This is a genomic window from Bacteroides propionicigenes (assembly GCF_018390535.1).
Classification (GTDB): Bacteria; Bacteroidota; Bacteroidia; order Bacteroidales; family Bacteroidaceae; genus Bacteroides; species Bacteroides propionicigenes.
Genome location: NZ_JAHBBW010000001.1, coordinates 611,372 through 629,228, shown reverse-complemented (window position 1 = coordinate 629,228; position 17,857 = coordinate 611,372). Strand labels below are relative to the sequence as shown.

Sequence of the window (17,857 nt, the reverse complement as noted above, 5' to 3'; positions counted from 1 at the left end):
ACGATAAAGGGGTATAATGAAGAGTTTGGCCTTTACCGTCTCGGTTTTCCTAATCGTGAGGTGGAGGAGGGTTTTGTGAAGTTCCTTATCCCTTATTATACTCGTTTCAATAAGATTGAAGCGCCGTTTGAAATACAAAGATTCGTACAGGAGATACGTGCGGGTGAGCCGGACGCTTTCTTCCGTCGTCTGCAAAGTTTCTTTGCCGATACGCCTTACGAACTGGTGAAGGACTTGGAGCTGCACTACCAGAATGTACTTTTCATCGTCTTTAAGCTGGTGGGCTTTTATGTGAAAGCGGAATACCACACTTCGCAGGGCAGAATAGACTTGGTGCTGCAAACCGACAAGTACATTTATGTCATGGAGTTCAAACTGGATGGCACTGCCGAAGAGGCTTTGCATCAAATCAATGATAAGCAGTATGCGTTGCCTTTTGCCGCGGACAGCCGCAAAGTGCTCAAGATAGGGGTGAACTTCAGTAATACCACGCGCAATATTGAACGTTGGGTGGTAGAGGAACTCCAATAGGGTATGCTTCTTTACGGCGTTTGATGTACATCAAATCGAATAATTAAGCGCATCAAACATTTTTTTCAAGTATATCAAACGGATTCATCATCGTAGAAAAACAGATTATCTGTTTCATTAGAACGCATGGTCTGTTTCATTGAAATACATTATCTGTTTCATTGAAATACATTATCTGTTTTATCAATACACATTATCCGACCTGTTATTCAGAGGAGCTTGCGACGAAGAATCTCTTCTCTTATCCCCCTTCCACCCTCCACAAATCCCTATCCATAGGGAATAGCGGGTGGAAGGGGGTAATGCCACACGTCATCTCCTCAATTGACGCACATTACCTCCCCAAATGCCTGTGGTTTGCCTTACTGAGATGCGTGGTTTCGGGCACTGAGATGCGTCATTTGGAGAGACAACGTGCGTCATTACCTCCCCCCCCCCCCTCCACCCGCTATCTCTCATGAACAGGTGTGTGCAGAGGGTGGAAAGGGTGTCGGTGAATAATAAACAGGCCAACTTTACCCTTAAATAAAGTCAAATAAAAAGTGGACAATTCCGTCCTTTGTAACAAAAAACTGTTTATCTTTGCAATAGTCCTATTGGGTGCAATGGGGCTGTTTTTTATTGGAAAGCGTTATTGAAATTATCTTCTAACATCAAACTTCGCAACTTTGAGAACCAATGAAGATGACAACAACAACGCTTGCGTCTGTGTTTATAGACCTGCTTCTCTGCCGATTAAACCCGGTAGAGAAGTATCTATATACAAAAACGACGTGAGTGGCTGCTGTTTATTCATTGGTTGGGCAATGCGAAGGCCTGGTGTTAGAATAAATATAGCTGCTCGCGTCCTTTTTTGTATGTTTAACTTAACACTATGGCACATGACGAAAAGAAAATGTATTTCTACTCGTATTCTGACGAGACTATTGGCGGTGTTCCTGTCGTTCTCTCCTTTTATGACATTGCAAGCCGCCGCACAACAAAGCCCCGTACCCCTTTCCCTCGGTTTGGGTGGCGCATTGTCCCTGCGCTACCACATCGCTCCCGCTTGGAGCCTGCAACTGAAGAACAGCGTGTTGTGGAAACTGAAATAACTTATCAACCAATAATACACTTATCCTTATGAAACAGCTTCTATTCTTATTGCTTGCTGCCACCCTGACCCTTTGCGGCTGTAGCGAGCAAGACCTCGCCGAGATACGCGCTGAACAAGCACGCATCGACGCACGCCTTTCCGCCCTTGAAGAGTGGCAGAAGACAGTCAACATACAAATCTCAAGTATTCAAAGCCTTGTCTCCGCCCTTGAGGATAAGGACTACGTGACGGGTGTCAGCGAACTGTCCGACGGTTCGGGCTACGTGATAAACTTCCTGAAAAGCGGGGCTGTAACCATCAGGAACGGTGCTAAGGGCGACAAAGGAGATAAAGGCGATGCAGGTACCTCCGGCAATGTCCCCAATATCGGTGTCAAAGAAGACGGCGGCGTCTATTACTGGACTTTGGACGGCGAGTATATAAAGGACAATAACGGCAACCCGCTACGTGTGACAGGCGAGCAAGGCGATGCGGGGGAAAAGGGTGACAACGGTATTGCCCCGCAAGTCAGAATCAATGCAACCAATAATGAATGGGAGATTTCCACAGATGGCGGCAGTAACTGGACGCCAACAGGCATAAAGGCTACCGGTAAGGACGGTACTAACGGAAATAACGGTACTTCCTGTTCTATAACGGTAAATGACAGTAGTAACCCCATTATCGTCACCATCACCAATACGGATGCGAAGGGAACTGCTATCGCCACAGAGATAAAGCTTCCCCTCTACAAGGCTTTCTACATCGGTAGCGATGCGGAATCCCAAAGCAACTCTGCACTGATTATCACCAAAACTACAACGGAAATCCCTCTTGTGCTCCCCGGCGGCTTCAAAGAGAATGACTATACGGCTGTCATGGCTCAAATCATCAGCAACAAGGGCACGAATACAGATATTCAGACGCGTGCCGCCGCAGACCCGTGGGGAGTCAAGGTGACGAAGCCGACATTTACAGACGGTGTCTGTAATAATGACGCCAAAGTAACCGTATATACTCCTACAAGTATTGGAGCGAGCGAGGGTGCATTGCTCGAAGTGACCCTTGTTGGCAGTGACGGCGGCAAGATTGTGTCCAGTCGTGCACTGAAAGCCGGTACAGCTATTACCCCTATTGCCGGCGACTATTATTACAGTGACGGTGGCATTTCCAGTCAAATCATCAGTAGTAAGACTCCTATCGGTGTCGTATTCTACGTGGGTGATGTAGCAAAAAATGACGGGCAACTGAAAGCAAAGTTAGGTGGCGGTGATGCTAATAATTACAATAGTAGCGACATTCACGGTTTGGTTGTTGCCTTGAAAGATGCAAGCTATGATTTTGTAAAATGGGGAGCTTTTGGTGTTCGGATAGGAAACAATAGCATGAGCGGCTATACCGACATAACCGCCACTAAGGGCACAAGCGGAACTGTCAATCAGATGCTTGGATACAATAATACAGAAGTGATTCGTGAGTACAACAAGGGTAAAAGCGGGGATGCTCTTGTTACCGCCGTCAGCGTCATCGGCGAGAATACCTGTACCGATGCAGATAACAACAGGATTTTGCCCAAAGCCCCCACGGGTAGTAGCGGTTGGTATCTTCCCTCTGTCAAAGAGTTGTCCACCCTTTGTTCGGGTTGGAATGAATTGAGCGATGAAGGTGTCCCCAATGGTTCATCATCCGATACTGATAATTTTGAAATAGTCAACAATGCTTTAAACGCATTGGGCAGTACTGTTGCCGTGCAGATAAATGATTTTCCCTACTGGTCCTCTTCGGAGGGCTGGCTCTACCCGGATAAGTGCGCTTTGTTTGTGAATATGCCCAATGGCTATGTATTGAACTACGATAAGAGGGTTGGAAATATTGTGTTGTTGCGTCCGATACTCGCTTTTTAAATATACCGTGGGTGCGCAGTTATTATACCAATGCCGCTACAAATTCCCATACGAAGTATCCGCATAAAACGCATTTCAGTATCGTACCGAACAGAAATCCGAGTAGAGAACCAACTCCGGACTTTAATGCCTGACCGGTTTCTCTACCACCGAAAAGTTCTCCTATGAATGCGCCTAAGAACGGGCCGAGGATAATGCCCCAAGGCATGAAGAACAGCCCGATGATAGTTCCTATGAGGCATCCGCGTGTTCCCCACCGGGTGCCTCCGCTGTATTTGCTACCCAGTATGGGGACGATGTAGTCGAGCACCTGCACGATGATTACAATCAGCAACCATAGTAGCAATTGCGTGGTGGAGTACTGCACTCTGTCGGTGAAGTGCAACAGTAATAAACCGGCATAGGCTACGGGCGGACCGGGTATGGCGGGAAGTATGCAGCCCGCCAGTCCGGCAAGCAAGCATAAAGCACCTATGATAATAAGCAGGATATCCATTGTCTCAGTGGGTTGTGATTAGGGCTCAAATGTATGATTTTATATTGAGAAGGTGAAAATGTTATGAGAAAATTCGCTAATTTTGCAAGCAATAAATTAATTGGAATATGGAAAATCAGAGACCTTTAATATTGATTTCCAATGATGACGGCATCATTGCGAAAGGAATTAGCGAGTTGATAAAGTTTCTTCGTCCGCTGGGCGAGATTGTGGTGATGGCTCCGGATGCGCCACGTTCGGGCAGTGCTTGTGCGCTGACTGTGACAGAGCCTATCCGCTATCAGCTGCTCCGTAAGGATGTGGGGCTGACGGTTTATAAATGCTCCGGTACACCGGCCGATTGCATCAAACTGGCTTTTCATACGGTGCTCGACCGCAAGCCCGACCTTGTAGTGGGCGGTATTAATCATGGCGATAATTCTTCGGTCAATGTACATTATTCCGGTACAATGGGTGTTGTTATCGAAGGTTGCCTGAAAGGTGTTCCTTCTATCGGCTTTTCATTATGCAACCACGAACCTGATGCCGATTTTGAACCGGCAGGAACATATATCCGCGAGATAGCCCGCAAGGTGCTGGAAAAAGGCTTGCCGCCGTTGACTTGCCTTAATGTCAACTTCCCTGATACAAAGGAACTGAAAGGAGTGAAAATTTGCGAACAGGCCAAAGGCCAGTGGATAAATGAATGGGAGAACTTCGCCCACAGAGGTGATGCGCACTATTACTGGCTAACCGGCGAGTTTGAAGAGTCTGAAAAGGGAAATGAAAAGAGTGACCATTGGGCGCTTGAGAACGGCTATGTGGCGATTACTCCGACTACCGTAGATGTAACTGCATACGGCTTGATAGACGAATTGAAGGCTTGGTTCTAACGGATGCCTTCAGAACGTAGCAAGGTATTTAAATATAGGCATTTATGAAGTATTATTTGATTGTCGGCGAGGCTTCCGGCGACCTGCATGCGTCGCACCTGATGAGTGCTTTGAAAGCGGAAGATACGCAAGCCGAGTTTCGCTTCTTCGGCGGTGACTTAATGGCTGCTGTGGGCGGAACGTTGGTGAAGCATTATAAGGAATTGGCATATATGGGCTTCATTCCTGTTTTGCTGCATCTGCGCACCATCTTCGCCAATATGAAGCGCTGCAAGGAAGATATTGTGGCCTGGCAACCGGATGTACTTATTCTGGTGGACTATCCCGGCTTTAACCTGAATGTTGCCAAGTTTATTCATGCCCGCACGCAAATACCGGTGTATTACTATATCTCTCCCAAGATATGGGCGTGGAAAGAATACCGCATCAAGAACATCAAGCGGGATGTGGATGAATTGTTCTCTATCCTTCCGTTTGAAGTGGAGTTCTTTGAAGGCAAGCACCGCTATCCCATACATTATGTCGGTAATCCGACAATGGATGAGGTTACCGCATTTCAAGCCGTTTATGCTGAAACCTCGGATGAATTCCGGCGTGCCAACGGTCTTTCTTCAAAGCCTGTCATTGCGTTGTTGGCAGGTAGCCGCAAACAGGAGATTAAGGATAATTTGCCGGATATGATTCGGGCTGCCGCTTCGTTCCCCGATTATCAGTTGGTGCTGGCGGGAGCTCCGGGCATTTCTCCGGAATATTACAAGGAATATGTCGGCAGTTCGGATGTAAAAATAATCTTTAACCGTACTTTCCCCTTGCTTCGGAATGCGGAAGCCGCACTGGTAACTTCGGGCACCGCAACATTGGAAACGGCATTGTTCCGGGTTCCGCAGGCGGTATGCTACCATACGCCGATAGGAAAGATTATCGCTTTCTTGAAACGGCATATCTTAAAAGTGAAGTATATTTCTTTGGTTAATCTTATTGCGGATTGTGAGGTCGTGAAAGAACTGGTTGCCGACACCATGACGGTGGAGCAGGTGAGGGCGGAACTTCAACGTATTTTATATGATAAGAAGTATCGCCAACAGATGCTCGACGGTTACGAATACATGGCATCCCGCTTGGGAGAAGCGGGAGCGCCCGAACGTGCCGCCAAGAAGATGACAGCATTGCTTAAGAAACGTTTCAAAAAATAGGATGATATTTAATTTCTTGTTAAAAGGAATGAAGCCGGTGCAGTAAATGCCCGGCTTTTGTATTTTCTATACAGAAATAAACGAAAGGACTTTAATTATGAGAAAGCTACATTGGTTATTTATGGCAGTTTGTCTGGCTGTAATGCCTGCACTGCAATCCTGTGATGACAACGACGGATATTCAATCGGTGATTTCACTCCGCCTTTATGGGCTACGGTGCGTGTCACGGGAAATGCTTTTTATCTGGACTGTGATGCTTGGGGAACGCTTTGGCCCGTGAATACGGATTTAGGATGGTATGAACCGGTTGACGGAAAACGTGTGATTACTGTGTTTAATCCTTTGTCTGATGGATTTGACGGATACGATCATGCCGTGAAGCTTCTGCGCCTGCATGATGTGCTGACTAAGGAAGTGGAGACATTGACTCCTGAAACCGAGGAAGAGTTCGGTAATGACCCGGTTCTGATATTTAAGGGGGATATCGGCATTAGCGGGGGATATATGAATATCATATTCATGCAGAACCTGCCTTCCAAGAATAAACATCGTATCAGTCTGGTGCGTCCGCAAGACGATGCGGATTTGTACGGAGAGGACGGCTACATACATTTGGAACTCCGCTATAACGACTATGATGATGTGACGGGGCTGCGTGACTACGGTGCGGTATCGTATAATCTGAACAGTCTCAATGTGACCTCAGAGACAAAGGGCATTAAGCTGAAACTTAATTCGGAGGTAAATGACGAAGTGGAACTGACATTCGATTTTAAGAGCGCCGATGATAACGCGAAGGATATGCGTGATGTTGATTTGTCGAAAATGCAGCTGAGATAGGAAATAGGCACGAATTACGCGGAAAACACGGATAAGTTTGAAGAGAACCGTGAAAAGCCGTGTAATTCGTGCCTGAAATAATGGTTTCTTGTTAAATCATTGTCAATATATACAGGTAGACTACCGCTGCGGGGATAGCCATTAGTGCACTGTCAAAACGGTCGAGCATTCCGCCATGTCCCGGAAGGATGTTGCCGGAATCTTTGATGCCGAGTTGGCGCTTCATCAGCGATTCGGTCAGGTCTCCCCAAGTACCGAAAATGACTACGATAACTGCCAGTCCTGCCCATTGCCACATAGACATGAAAGGGAAGAAGCGGGCAAATACAAAGGAAGAGGCGATGGAGAAAATCGCTCCGCCTATGCTGCCTTCCCATGATTTCTTGGGAGAAATACGTTCGAACAGACGATGCTTGCCTATTAGGGAGCCAACGCAATATGCCCCTGTATCGCTCAGCCAGATGAATACAAAGATGGAAAGCGGCAGGATGGGGTTGTAGGTTACGCTGCTTGTTTCCGGTGAATTCTGGAAAGCAAGCACATTCAGTAATGCGAAAGGCAAGGCTACGTATAACTGGCTCAACATGGAATATGCCCAGTTGCCGATGGGATTCTTCTTTTTCAGATATAACTCCGTAATCATCAAATAGAGCAATAGGCCTAAATAAGGTAGGAATACACGCGCATCAATGGCGGATGTGCAAAATCCCATGAGTGCAAGGAACAGATAAGCTCCGCCTAAAGCGGTAATCGTTCTGTTGATACTGACCTCACCGCTTTTGTTTACCAAATGGGCGAATTCATGCACGCTCAATGCACTGATGATGGTGAACAGAATTCCGAATGAGAGGGGGCTGTAAAGGATACAGCCCACCAGTATGATTACAAATAATGCACCTGTAATTGCACGTTGTATGAAATTGTTTTTCAAGGTGTTTTCGTTTTAATTATTTGGTTCGGTATTATCCGTATTATCGGTATTGTTGGAAGCCTCTGTGTTGTGGCTTTCTTCTTCTTTCACCTCTTTTTCAGCTTCTTTGGCCTTGGCGGCTTCTTGCTCTTCGGCTTCTTTCAGCTCTTTGGAGGTTTTGCCGGCGCTGATGATTTCTTCGGAACGGGAAGCCCACGGGCGTTTGCCGAAGATTTCTTCCACATCTTCCGCAAAGATGACCTCTTTGTCTATCAACTGTTGAGCCAACTTGTTGTGGCCGTCTCTGTTGTCGGAAAGTATCTTTTTGGCACGCTCGTACTGCTCGTTTACCATACGCTTCACTTCTTCATCAATCAACTCGGCAGTCTTTTCGCTGTACGGACGGTTGAAAGAATATTCTTCGTTATTGTAGTAACAGAGATTCGGCAATTTGTCACTCATGCCCAAATAGGCAATCATGCCGTAAGCCTGCTTGGTTACACGTTCCAAGTCGTTCATTGCGCCGGTTGAGATTCTTCCGATGAATAAGTCCTCTGCGGCACGTCCTCCCAAAGTGGCGCACATTTCGTCCAGCATCTGCTCTTTGGTGGTAATTTGGCGTTCTTCGGGCAGATACCAGGCAGCGCCGAGGGCACGTCCGCGTGGAACGATTGTTACTTTAATCAGAGGGTTGGCGTATTCCAACAGCCATGAGATGCTGGCGTGTCCGGCTTCGTGTATGGCGATGGAACGGCGTTCTTCTTCAGTCGTAATTTTGGTTTTCTTTTCCAAACCGCCTACGATACGGTCTACCGCATCCAGGAAGTCTTGCTTTTCTACAAACTTCTTTCCATGGCGGGCGGCAATCAGGGCGGCTTCGTTGCAGACATTAGCGATGTCGGCGCCGGAGAAACCCGGAGTTTGGCGGGCCAGTAACTCTACGTCCACCGTATTGTCTATCTTAATGGGGCGCAGATGTACGCCGAATACTTCTTTACGTTCATTCAAGTCCGGTAAATCAACGTGTATCTGGCGGTCGAAACGTCCGGCACGCAGCAATGCTTTGTCCAAAACGTCCACGCGGTTGGTTGCGGCAAGGATAATGACACCGCTGTTGGAACCGAAACCGTCCATTTCGGTCAGCAATTGGTTCAGTGTGTTCTCGCGTTCATCGTTACCTCCCATAGCGGCTGCCTTGGCACGCGCACGTCCCACTGCATCAATCTCGTCGATGAATACAATGCAAGGCGCTTTCTCTTTGGCTTGGCGGAACAAGTCGCGGACGCGGGAAGCGCCTACACCGACAAACATTTCCACGAAATCGGAACCTGCCAATGAGAAGAACGGTACGTTGGCTTCTCCGGCTACCGCCTTTGCCAACAACGTCTTACCTGTTCCCGGAGGGCCTACGAGCAATGCACCCTTAGGTATCTTACCTCCCAAGTCTGTATATTTTTGCGGCTCTTTCAGGAATTCTACGATTTCCTCTACTTCCTGTTTGGCTTCTGCAAGTCCGGCTACATCCTTGAAGGTTACCTTTACCGGAGAGTTCTTCTCAAACAGCTGTGCTTTGGACTTGCCGACACTGAAGATGCCGCCACCGCCGCCCATGCCGCCACCGCCGCTCCAGCGGCGGGACAGGAATATCCAGAAACCGATAAGGAATGCAAACGGCAATATCTGCCAAAGGATTGCACCGAAGTAGTTGCGTTTCTTTTCGTAGCTGATGGAGCCGTCGAAACGCGTTTCGTCTTTTTCCTTCTGCAGGAAGTCACCCAGACTTTCACGTGAGGGAGCTTCTGTCGTAATCAGAGGATTCTTGCCTACACGGCTGGAATCTGCTTTGAATACATTGGGTACATATTGCGGCTTGACGTATGCCTCTACGGAGTTGTCGTCATAACCGGTCACTTTGCTTATGTAGCCGTTACGTACGTATTCCTGAAATTCATCGTAGGGGATGTTTTTGCTGGCTGTACCGCTTTCGTTGGTGAGGTACAGTCCCAGTAACATCATGGCTATAATCATATACAACCAGTTCAAGTTGAACTTGGGCATATTGGTTTTAGCGGGCTTTTTATTGCTGTTATTGTCCATAAGTCTAAATTAGTCGAGATCGGGGATTTGAGTTAGTTTGGCATCTGCCCACAGGTGCTCCAAATTGTAGAAGTCACGCGCTTCCGGCAGAAAAACGTGAACCAGTACATCGGAATAGTCCATGGCTACCCATTCGGCGTTACGTAAACCGTCTACTGCGAAAGGTTTGCTGTTCGCCCCTTTACGGGTGAAGTCTTTTACAGAATCTACAATGGCGCTTACTTGGCTTGGAGAGTTTCCTTGACAGATGACGAAATAATTACATATTGTATCGTCTATTTGGGTAAGGTCTGCTATGACGATTTTTTTTCCTTTTTTATCTTGAATACCTTCTGTTATTTGTTGAATTAATTTTTTAGCTTCGTTCATTACACATTATTAATATTAAACAGGTGACAAATATACGTTGATTTATTATATCAAACACGCAAAAGGGAAAAAGTCTTTCATTTTTTGTTTTTTTTTAGGTATATAATTCTTTGTGTCATGGTGTCTTATCAGATTTTAATGAAAAAAATAACAGAAAATGTTTTGGATTATGGAAAACTTTGTATCTTTGCACCGCAAAACAGAAATGTGATGCTCAATTGGGCTATGGTGTAATGGTAACACTACAGATTCTGGTCCTGTCATTCCTGGTTCGAATCCAGGTAGCCCAACCATAAGACATATATTTAAAGCTAAAGAACCCGCTAAAATCATAATTTAGTGGGTTTTTTTATTGGGTAAAAAAGAGTAAATTTGCAGCAACTCAAACATTACTAATTATGGCAAAAGAATTATCGTTGAAATACGGCTGTAACCCTAATCAAAAGCCGGCCCGCATTTTTATGCAGGAGGGAGAGTTGCCTATCGAAGTCTTGAACGGACGTCCGGGGTATATCAATTTTATGGATGCCTTGAACGGGTGGCAATTGGTGAAAGAATTGAAAGAAGCTACCGGGATGCCGGCCGCTACTTCATTCAAACATGTGAGTCCGGCAGGGGCCGCTATCGGATTGGAGTTGGACGAAACCATGAAAAAGATTTACTTTGTTGATAATCTGCCTCTTTCACCGCTCGCCAATGCCTATGTGCGTGCACGTGGCGCTGACCGTATGTCTTCTTATGGCGATTTCATAGCTTTGAGTGATGTATGCGATGAGGCTACAGCCCGTTTCATCAATCGTGAGGTTTCAGACGGGGTAATTGCTCCGGGATATACCGATGAGGCACTCGAAATATTGAGAAACAAACGCAAGGGAACTTATAATGTAATCAAGATTAATCCGGCTTATAAACCGGCTCCGATTGAACATAAAGATGTGTTTGGAGTTACTTTTGAGCAAGGACGAAATGAGATAAAATTGAATGGCGAGGAGCTGTTTGCTACTATTCCTACCCGGAATAAGAATTTCTCCGAAGCTGCCAAGCGTGATTTGATGATAGCGCTTATCACTTTGAAATATACTCAGTCTAATTCCGTGTGTTATGTGAAAGACGGTCAGGCGATTGGTATTGGTGCCGGTCAACAAAGCCGAATCCATTGTACCCGTCTGGCAGGAAATAAAGCTGATATATGGTACTTGCGCCAACATCCGAAAGTATTGAGTCTGCCTTGGATTGAGAAGATACGCCGTGCCGACCGTGACAATACGATTGATGTTTACATCAGTGACGATTATGATGACGTATTGGCTGACGGCGTTTGGCAACAATTCTTTACGGAGAAGCCGGAAATACTGACCCGTGAAGAGAAGCGTGCTTGGTTGGATACTTTAAAAGGGGTTGCACTGGGTTCTGATGCTTTCTTCCCCTTTGGTGATAATATTGAACGTGCGCACAAGAGTGGCGTAGAGTTTATAGCGCAGGCCGGAGGCTCGGTGCGCGATGATCATGTTATTGAGACTTGCGATAAGTACGGTATTGCAATGGCGTTTACGGGTATCCGCTTATTCCACCATTAAGATGCTGGCTTAGCTATGATAAACCTCTACTTTACATCTCTCAAGTTGAATTTTAGAGACGTAGAGTAGAGGTTTATTTCAGTATGACTTATGGCTTGTCGGGAGAGTCAGGGGAAGAATGCGGATGATTAGTCATTTGAAACTATTACATCTACCCCCGGCTTTAGTTTTTCTTGGTTCTGCGGGTCGGCAATTTGTATATCTGTCACTTTTCCTTTGCTTCTCTTTATTTGTACAACGCAGGGTTTCAAGGCTTTCACCTTTATTTTTCCATTGTCAAAAGTGTCGGGATTAAAGAAAACAATTTGCAGAATTCCCGATTTCTGATTGCTAACGGCTTGTATTTCCATGTCATTCCGTTCAATTTTCAGATATCGGTGGGAGTATGCTTTCATCTTTTCCGGATGGCTGATTCCCGGCACAACGATATATGCGTAAGATGCGTTCCGGGGTGATTTTCCGTGATTAATACTCAGGTTAAATACAGGTATGTTGATTTCCGTAGCGGGATAATTGAAGTTGATTTTTGCCCAGCTGCCTTTTTGTTTGTTCATTCTTAGTTTTACATTATTCTCTTTAGGGAAGAAGTAGGCGATGCTGTCATGCCAAATCCATAACGGAGTTTGTTCAAAAGAAAATTCCCCTTGGACAGCTTGCTGAAGCGTTTTTCTTCCTGTACTTATCCATGCTTTCCCGTCTAAATGGCATTGATTGATGGTGGTAACGATGTCTGCCGGAATATTTGAATCGATGCCGCTGCCTAAGCAGACTACTTCGTTGTCGAACATAAACCATGATTTCCGGGCTTTTACGCCATAATCATTCATCTTGAAGGTCATTACACCGTATTTCCCGTCGGATACTCCGCCTGTGAATGTACCGGTTCCTTTGGTTCCCCAGTCAACGGGATTGCGTTTCTCGCCTGCGGGCAGGGTGGTTCCCGGTATTCTGTCCCACTCCCAAACGGGGAAGATGTCAACATACTCATTACCATTGACACGAATATTGGTAGCGCCGTCACTCATATAGGTTCCGTATAGATTTTCACCGTTGCCGCTTTCGGTTTTGTTGGTGCGTGTTGAGGAAGCGCGTACGGAAAAGTCGTAATTCAGTCTGTTGTGTAGCATATAGTCTGAACAATAATACATTGTATTCCTGTCCGAACGTTGGTAAGATGCTTCCCGGGTGAGGAAACGGCGGGCAATGGCTGCATATTCGTCAGTGTGTGCGGCATCGAGAGTCTGCAAGTTTCCGAACAGGGCCGCACAATCTCCATAATCCAATGTTCCCTTGCGGCTGACACCCCTGCCTGTTACGCTGAAGTCCAGATACCTGCTGCGGAATACATTGAAGTAGGTGCTGCGGATAAAATTGGAAAACAGGCTGAGTTTTTCCCGGTTCATGGCATATTTCGTACCGTTGAGGATATTGCCCATACGCACTATGTTGTCTACAAACACTGTTCCGTATCCGCCGATGTAGAGTTGCGGTCCGTGCTGGTGATAAGACAAGTCCTCCTGTATGCCTTCGTTCACAACGATTTGTACGGGGTAGAATATTTCATCGGCATTGACACGTACGATACTGTCGTTCTTCAACAGGCAGCCTCTTACTAAATGATGAATGGCAATGTCCATTTTGTTGGCGCCGGTCCATTTGCGCGGATCGCTGCGTTCGCTCATTGTTTGTAAAATAGGAGCACTGATTTCGGATGGGAGTTTCTTTTGTCCTGCATCCATCAGGGCGAGGAGTGAGGCTTGTGTCTGCGGTACGGAAATCTGGTTGAACCACCAGTTAAAACAGGTAGGGTCTTGTTTCACCCAATATTGGAGGGCGGTTCTGATGGCATTGTATAATACTTCGTTGCCGTAATAGCGGGAGCTTTCATCAGTATATGAAGTGGCAATTGTAACCAAACGCTTCAAGTGTTCCACCGGTTCCCAATTGGTACGGAAGAAGCAAGCATAATCCAAATCGCTCCATTTGCCTTCCGGAAGCATGGAACGTAATAATCTTTCTGTGATTTGGTCTGTTTGCTGTGAAGTAGCTTTGGCATATAGTTCCTCACGCACCCGTTTAAGTATTTGTTCATATTCATCTTGCGGAATGCCGGTTTGGCTTTGGCTGCGTTTTCCATTGGCAGGATTGTAGTAGGCGGGATAGGAGGGGGCTTGACGTTTTATCTCTCCTGACATTTCCAAAGTAACTACTTCTTTTGCCGCTCTGTTAGTGTAAATCTCGGCTACAAGGTTGATGCTGTTTTCCGTTCTGCCTTCCGGGTGATAGACCAACCGTATTGTTCCTTCTTCGCCGGGGCGGTAGACTTTGTCGGCCCACTCGGATGAGGTGCATCCGCAACCGGTAATGATGTTTTTGATGGTCAAAGGTTTGTCTCCGGTATTCACGAACCGGAAATCATGGCTCACATTTCCGTCTTTTTCCAGAACGGTTCCCCAATTGAATTTGGTTTCCGAGAATGTAATCTCTTGTGCCGGTAACAGGCTGTTTGCGGTCAGTAGTACGATACCTAAGGTTAGAATTCTTTTCATAATTTAGAGTGAGATAAGATTAGATAAAAAAGAGGTTATGTCAAAAAGCCTTCAATCCTTTTGGCATAACCTCGTATAATTAGGTTCAAAAAATTATTCCGCTTCGTTGATTGAATTGTCAATCACTTTAATTTTCTGTTTAACCAGTTCTATATCACCTTTCAGTTTCTCAACTTTACGGTTAAGTTCGGTCAAAAGGCTGTTGCCTTTCTTGGAAGACGCTGTAAGGAAGCCCAGATTGTTTTCGTAGGTCTGCAATTCGTTTTTCATGTTTTCGCAGGCACGTACCAGTTTGTCTCGTTCACGGTAGAGGGCTTGCGGGCTGCCTTCCTGTATATTGCTGATAGATGATTTGAAGTTACTTAACTTCTTATTGGAAGCGCTGATGTTGAAGCGTTCAAACAACTTGTCTATCTGGCTGTGATATTGTTTGTAAATCTTGTCTTTTTCTTTGAATGGCACGTGCCCTATGCCGTTCCATTCTTTCATAAGTTCGCGGACCAGTTGAGTGGCTTCTTCCACATCCATTGTTTCGTCAATGGCGGTCAGTTTCTCGATAATGGCTTTTTTCTTCTCCAGATTCTCCTGCTCAACGGAACGTTGTGAAGAAGTTGCTTTATTCTTCTGTTCAAAGAAGTAGTCGCAGGCGGAGATGAACCGTTTCCATATGGCATCCGAATATTTCTTGGCAACAGGACCTACTGTTTTCCACTCTTTTTGGAGTTTGGTCAGTTCGTCCGCTGTTGCTTTCCAGTCAGTACTGTCTTTCAGAGCCTCTGCTTTTTCGCATAAGGCACGTTTCTTTTCAAGGTTCTCGTTCATCCCTTCTTTCAGAGACTTGAAGAACTCGCCTTTCTTTTGGAAAAACTCATCACAGGCTTTGCGGAACCGTTCAAATATCTTTACGTTCATCTTTTGCGGGGCAAAGCCGATAGTTTTCCATTTGTTTTGCAAAGCAATGATTTCCTGAGTCTTGTTTTCCCAAGAAGCAAAGTTGGTAAGCTCACTATAATCAATGGACTCGATGATTTCGCAGATTACGGTCTTTTGGTCGAGATTGTGTTGTTCAGTCTCTTTCAAAGCCTCAAAATGCTGTTGGTGACGACGGTTTACGGTAGTAGAGGCAGCTTTGAAGCGTGCCCATATTTCGTCGCGCAGTTCTTTCGCTACCGGTCCTGTATCGCGAAATTCCTGATGCAATTTCTGTAATTGGTGGAAAGCGGAAACTACATCCGGTTCGTCTGCCAGTTTCTCGGCGGCTTCGCAAAGATGATTCTTTATTTCAAGATTCTTTTTGAAGTCATATTCACGAAATTCGTTGTTCAGTTTTAAAAGGTCGTAGAACTTCTCGACGTACAGCTGGTAGTTCTTCCACAATTCGTTAATCTTGGCTTGCGGCACAATTTTAACCTCGTTCCATTGCTGCTGCAACTTCTTGAATTCCGTATAGTTCTTGTTGGCGTCTTCCGGAGATTCCACCAATTCTTTCAGTTCCTCGATGATAGAAAGCTTGATTTGCAGGTTGAGTTCTTTCTGTTTCTCCTGTTCTGCATTGAGTGCGCTTCTTTTTTCCTTGATGACGGACATGGTGTTTTTGAATTCCTCTTCCAAAGCGTCGGCTTGTGGAACAAACTCTTCAATAGCTCCTCCATTCTCAACGAATTGCTTCTTTGCGGCTTCCTGCTCTGAGTTATGTAGTTTGTAGAAAGCCTGTTTCAAACCGTCTATCTCCGATTTGGCTGCATTCTCCACGTCTGCTGCAATCTCTTTAAGCTTGTTCAGGATTTCTTCTTTAGTGAGCTTTTGAACTGATTCGGCCGGCTTGTCAGTCAAGGTTGCCTCAGCGGGAGTTTCTGTTGTTGCCGGCTCAGAAACCTCTGCTGTTTTCTTGTCTTCTTCTAATTCCACCGGTTTGTCGGGGAGATTAGTGTCATGAGTGTCCGTCATTTGTATTTACTTTTTAGAAACGGGATGCCCCGTTCGGGTTACATTAGGTTACAAATTAATGAAATAAAATGATTACTTCATACTTTTTCCTTTAATTTTTTTCAAATTAGCCGTTTCAGGCCAATAGTACGGTGATACCCATATACATCATCATGCCGATAATGTCGTTGGTAATGGATATAAACGGACCTGTGGCAATGGCCGGGTCCACTTTCAGCTTTTCGAGTGTCATGGGGACTAATGTTCCGAATATGGAAGCAAACATGACAACGGCAAACAGGCTGATAGATACGGAGTAGGTAACTGTGGCCGTACCGCCGAATCGTACAAAGTTATATATGTATACCAATAAGGATATGATAGTCGCATTGATTACCGCCACTACGGATTCTTTGGCAATTTGCTTGAATGTATCTTTTGCATCCAGAGAACTGTTGGCAAGGCCTTGCACGATGATTGCGGAGGATTGGGTTCCTACGTTTCCACCCGTACCGCCGATTAGCGGGATGTACAGCGCCATTTCAGGATGTGCGGCGAAAGTCGCGTCAAAATTACCTAATATCATGGAGTTGCCGATACCGCCCAGCATACCGATAAGCAACCACGGCAGGCGTGCGGAAGTCTGGCGCATGACGTTGTCGTCTGTTTCTACGTCCTGTGACAAACCGGATGCCAATTGGTAGTCGCGTTCCGATTGTTCGCGAACCTCGTCCATTACGTCGTCTACGGTAATTTGTCCTACCAGACGGCCTATACTGTCGACAACGGGCACCGCTACCAAGTCGTATTTCTCGATAATCTGTACCACTTCGTCCGTGGGAGTGTCTACATGGACGGAAATGGGGTCTTTCCTCATTACATGTTTCACTTTGGAGACGGACGGCGAGGTAATCATCTTCTTCAACGGGAATACACCCTGCAGGCGTTCGTCATCGTCAATGACGTATACGTAGTAGATTTCGTCCAGTTGTTCAGCTTGCAGGCGCATTTCTTTCAGACATTCCGGCATACTCCAGTTCTCGTTGACGGTTACCATTTCCGTACCCATCAAACCGCCGGCGGTGTCTTCATCGTATTTCAACAGGTCTACGATGTCTCCGGCCTGCTCTATATCCTCAATATGCGAGAGGACTTCTTCCTTTTTCTCCTCATCGAGGTCACGCATCAGGTCTACGGCATCGTCCGTATCCATATAATCCACAAACCGTTTGGCAATGGTTTCCGAAGGCAGAAGTTCCAAGAACTCCTTCCGGACGTCTTCATCCATTTCTACCAGTACGTCGGCGGCTGTTTCGTTGTCGAGGAGACGATAAACGAAGCGTGCCTCTTCGGGCGCGAGGTCATTACACAATTCGGCAATGTCTGCCGGATGCAGGTCGATAAGAAGCGCCTTGACGTTTTCCGCGTCTTTCTGCTCTATAAAGCTTTTGACTTTATCTATGTATTCTTCGTCTATTTCCATTGTGTATCGCCTAAGGCTGAAAGCCGTTAAATTC

General features: G+C 46.0%; 13 protein-coding genes, 1 tRNA gene and 1 pseudogene. 8 read left to right on the top strand and 7 right to left on the bottom strand.

All coding sequences use genetic code 11. The features are described from left to right. From KG118_RS02705 to KG118_RS02695, 3 genes are all read left to right on the top strand, one after another. Positions 1-531, top strand: a 531-nt coding sequence (locus KG118_RS02705) for a PD-(D/E)XK nuclease domain-containing protein (protein ID WP_213388342.1), incomplete at its 5' end; no start/stop codon positions are given. 881 nt (positions 532-1,412) lie between these two features. Beyond that, positions 1,413-1,625, top strand: a complete 213-nt coding sequence (locus tag KG118_RS02700) for a hypothetical protein (RefSeq protein ID WP_117711037.1) — start codon at positions 1,413-1,415, stop codon at positions 1,623-1,625. Between the two features lie 28 nt (positions 1,626-1,653). Continuing rightward, entirely contained in the window at positions 1,654-3,510 is a 1,857-nt protein-coding gene (locus KG118_RS02695) for a PL29 family lyase N-terminal domain-containing protein (protein ID WP_117711038.1), read from the top strand. A gap of 22 nt (positions 3,511-3,532) precedes the next feature. Here KG118_RS02695 and KG118_RS02690 read toward each other — a convergent pair whose 3' ends face one another. Then, positions 3,533-4,006 carry a DUF456 domain-containing protein gene (locus tag KG118_RS02690; RefSeq protein WP_117711039.1) on the bottom strand — a complete coding sequence of 158 codons (474 nt, stop codon included), beginning with the start codon at positions 4,004-4,006 and terminating at the stop codon, positions 3,533-3,535. Positions 4,007-4,113: 107 nt separating this feature from the next. Here KG118_RS02690 and surE point away from each other — a divergent pair, with 107 nt between their 5' ends. The 3 genes from surE (at position 4,114) to KG118_RS02675 (ending at position 6,912) form a co-directional block, all read left to right on the top strand. After that, the gene (gene surE, locus KG118_RS02685; RefSeq protein ID WP_117711040.1) at positions 4,114-4,878 is read left to right on the top strand and encodes a 5'/3'-nucleotidase SurE; all 765 of its coding nucleotides are present in this window, start codon (positions 4,114-4,116) and stop codon (positions 4,876-4,878) included. Between the two features lie 44 nt (positions 4,879-4,922). Then, positions 4,923-6,071: a lipid-A-disaccharide synthase gene (gene lpxB, locus KG118_RS02680; protein ID WP_117711041.1), complete on the top strand. Its 1,149-nt coding sequence runs from the start codon at positions 4,923-4,925 to the stop codon at positions 6,069-6,071. 97 nt (positions 6,072-6,168) lie between these two features. Further along, positions 6,169-6,912 carry a NigD1/NigD2 family lipoprotein gene (locus tag KG118_RS02675; RefSeq protein WP_117711042.1) on the top strand — a complete coding sequence of 248 codons (744 nt, stop codon included), beginning with the start codon at positions 6,169-6,171 and terminating at the stop codon, positions 6,910-6,912. Between the two features lie 91 nt (positions 6,913-7,003). Here KG118_RS02675 and KG118_RS02670 read toward each other — a convergent pair whose 3' ends face one another. The 3 genes from KG118_RS02670 to rsfS are packed head-to-tail and all read right to left on the bottom strand — an operon-like array spanning position 7,004 to position 10,288. Further along, the gene (locus tag KG118_RS02670) at positions 7,004-7,843 is read right to left on the bottom strand and encodes a phosphatidate cytidylyltransferase (RefSeq protein ID WP_117711043.1); all 840 of its coding nucleotides are present in this window, start codon (positions 7,841-7,843) and stop codon (positions 7,004-7,006) included. 12 nt (positions 7,844-7,855) lie between these two features. Further along, positions 7,856-9,919, bottom strand: coding sequence for an ATP-dependent zinc metalloprotease FtsH (gene ftsH, locus KG118_RS02665; protein WP_117711044.1), 2,064 nt, complete (start codon positions 9,917-9,919; stop codon positions 7,856-7,858). Positions 9,920-9,928: 9 nt separating this feature from the next. Next, entirely contained in the window at positions 9,929-10,288 is a 360-nt protein-coding gene (rsfS, locus tag KG118_RS02660; RefSeq protein ID WP_009122981.1) for a ribosome silencing factor, read from the bottom strand. A 219-nt stretch (positions 10,289-10,507) separates the two neighbouring features. Between rsfS and KG118_RS02655 the strand changes: the two genes are divergently transcribed. Further along, positions 10,508-10,581, top strand: a tRNA-Gln gene (locus KG118_RS02655). Positions 10,582-10,668: 87 nt separating this feature from the next. Continuing rightward, a pseudogene (locus KG118_RS02650) lies at positions 10,669-11,865 on the top strand (phosphoribosylaminoimidazolecarboxamide formyltransferase); the annotation flags it as partial. A gap of 128 nt (positions 11,866-11,993) precedes the next feature. On the opposite strand, the gene KG118_RS02645 reads toward KG118_RS02650, so the two are convergent. The 3 genes from KG118_RS02645 to mgtE form a co-directional block, all read right to left on the bottom strand. Beyond that, positions 11,994-14,414 carry a polysaccharide lyase family 8 super-sandwich domain-containing protein gene (locus tag KG118_RS02645; RefSeq protein WP_117711046.1) on the bottom strand — a complete coding sequence of 807 codons (2,421 nt, stop codon included), beginning with the start codon at positions 14,412-14,414 and terminating at the stop codon, positions 11,994-11,996. Positions 14,415-14,507: 93 nt separating this feature from the next. Further along, entirely contained in the window at positions 14,508-16,361 is a 1,854-nt protein-coding gene (locus KG118_RS02640) for a DUF349 domain-containing protein (RefSeq protein ID WP_117711047.1), read from the bottom strand. A 115-nt stretch (positions 16,362-16,476) separates the two neighbouring features. After that, positions 16,477-17,823: a magnesium transporter gene (gene mgtE, locus KG118_RS02635; protein WP_249671442.1), complete on the bottom strand. Its 1,347-nt coding sequence runs from the start codon at positions 17,821-17,823 to the stop codon at positions 16,477-16,479. Positions 17,824-17,857: the final 34 nt, after the last annotated feature.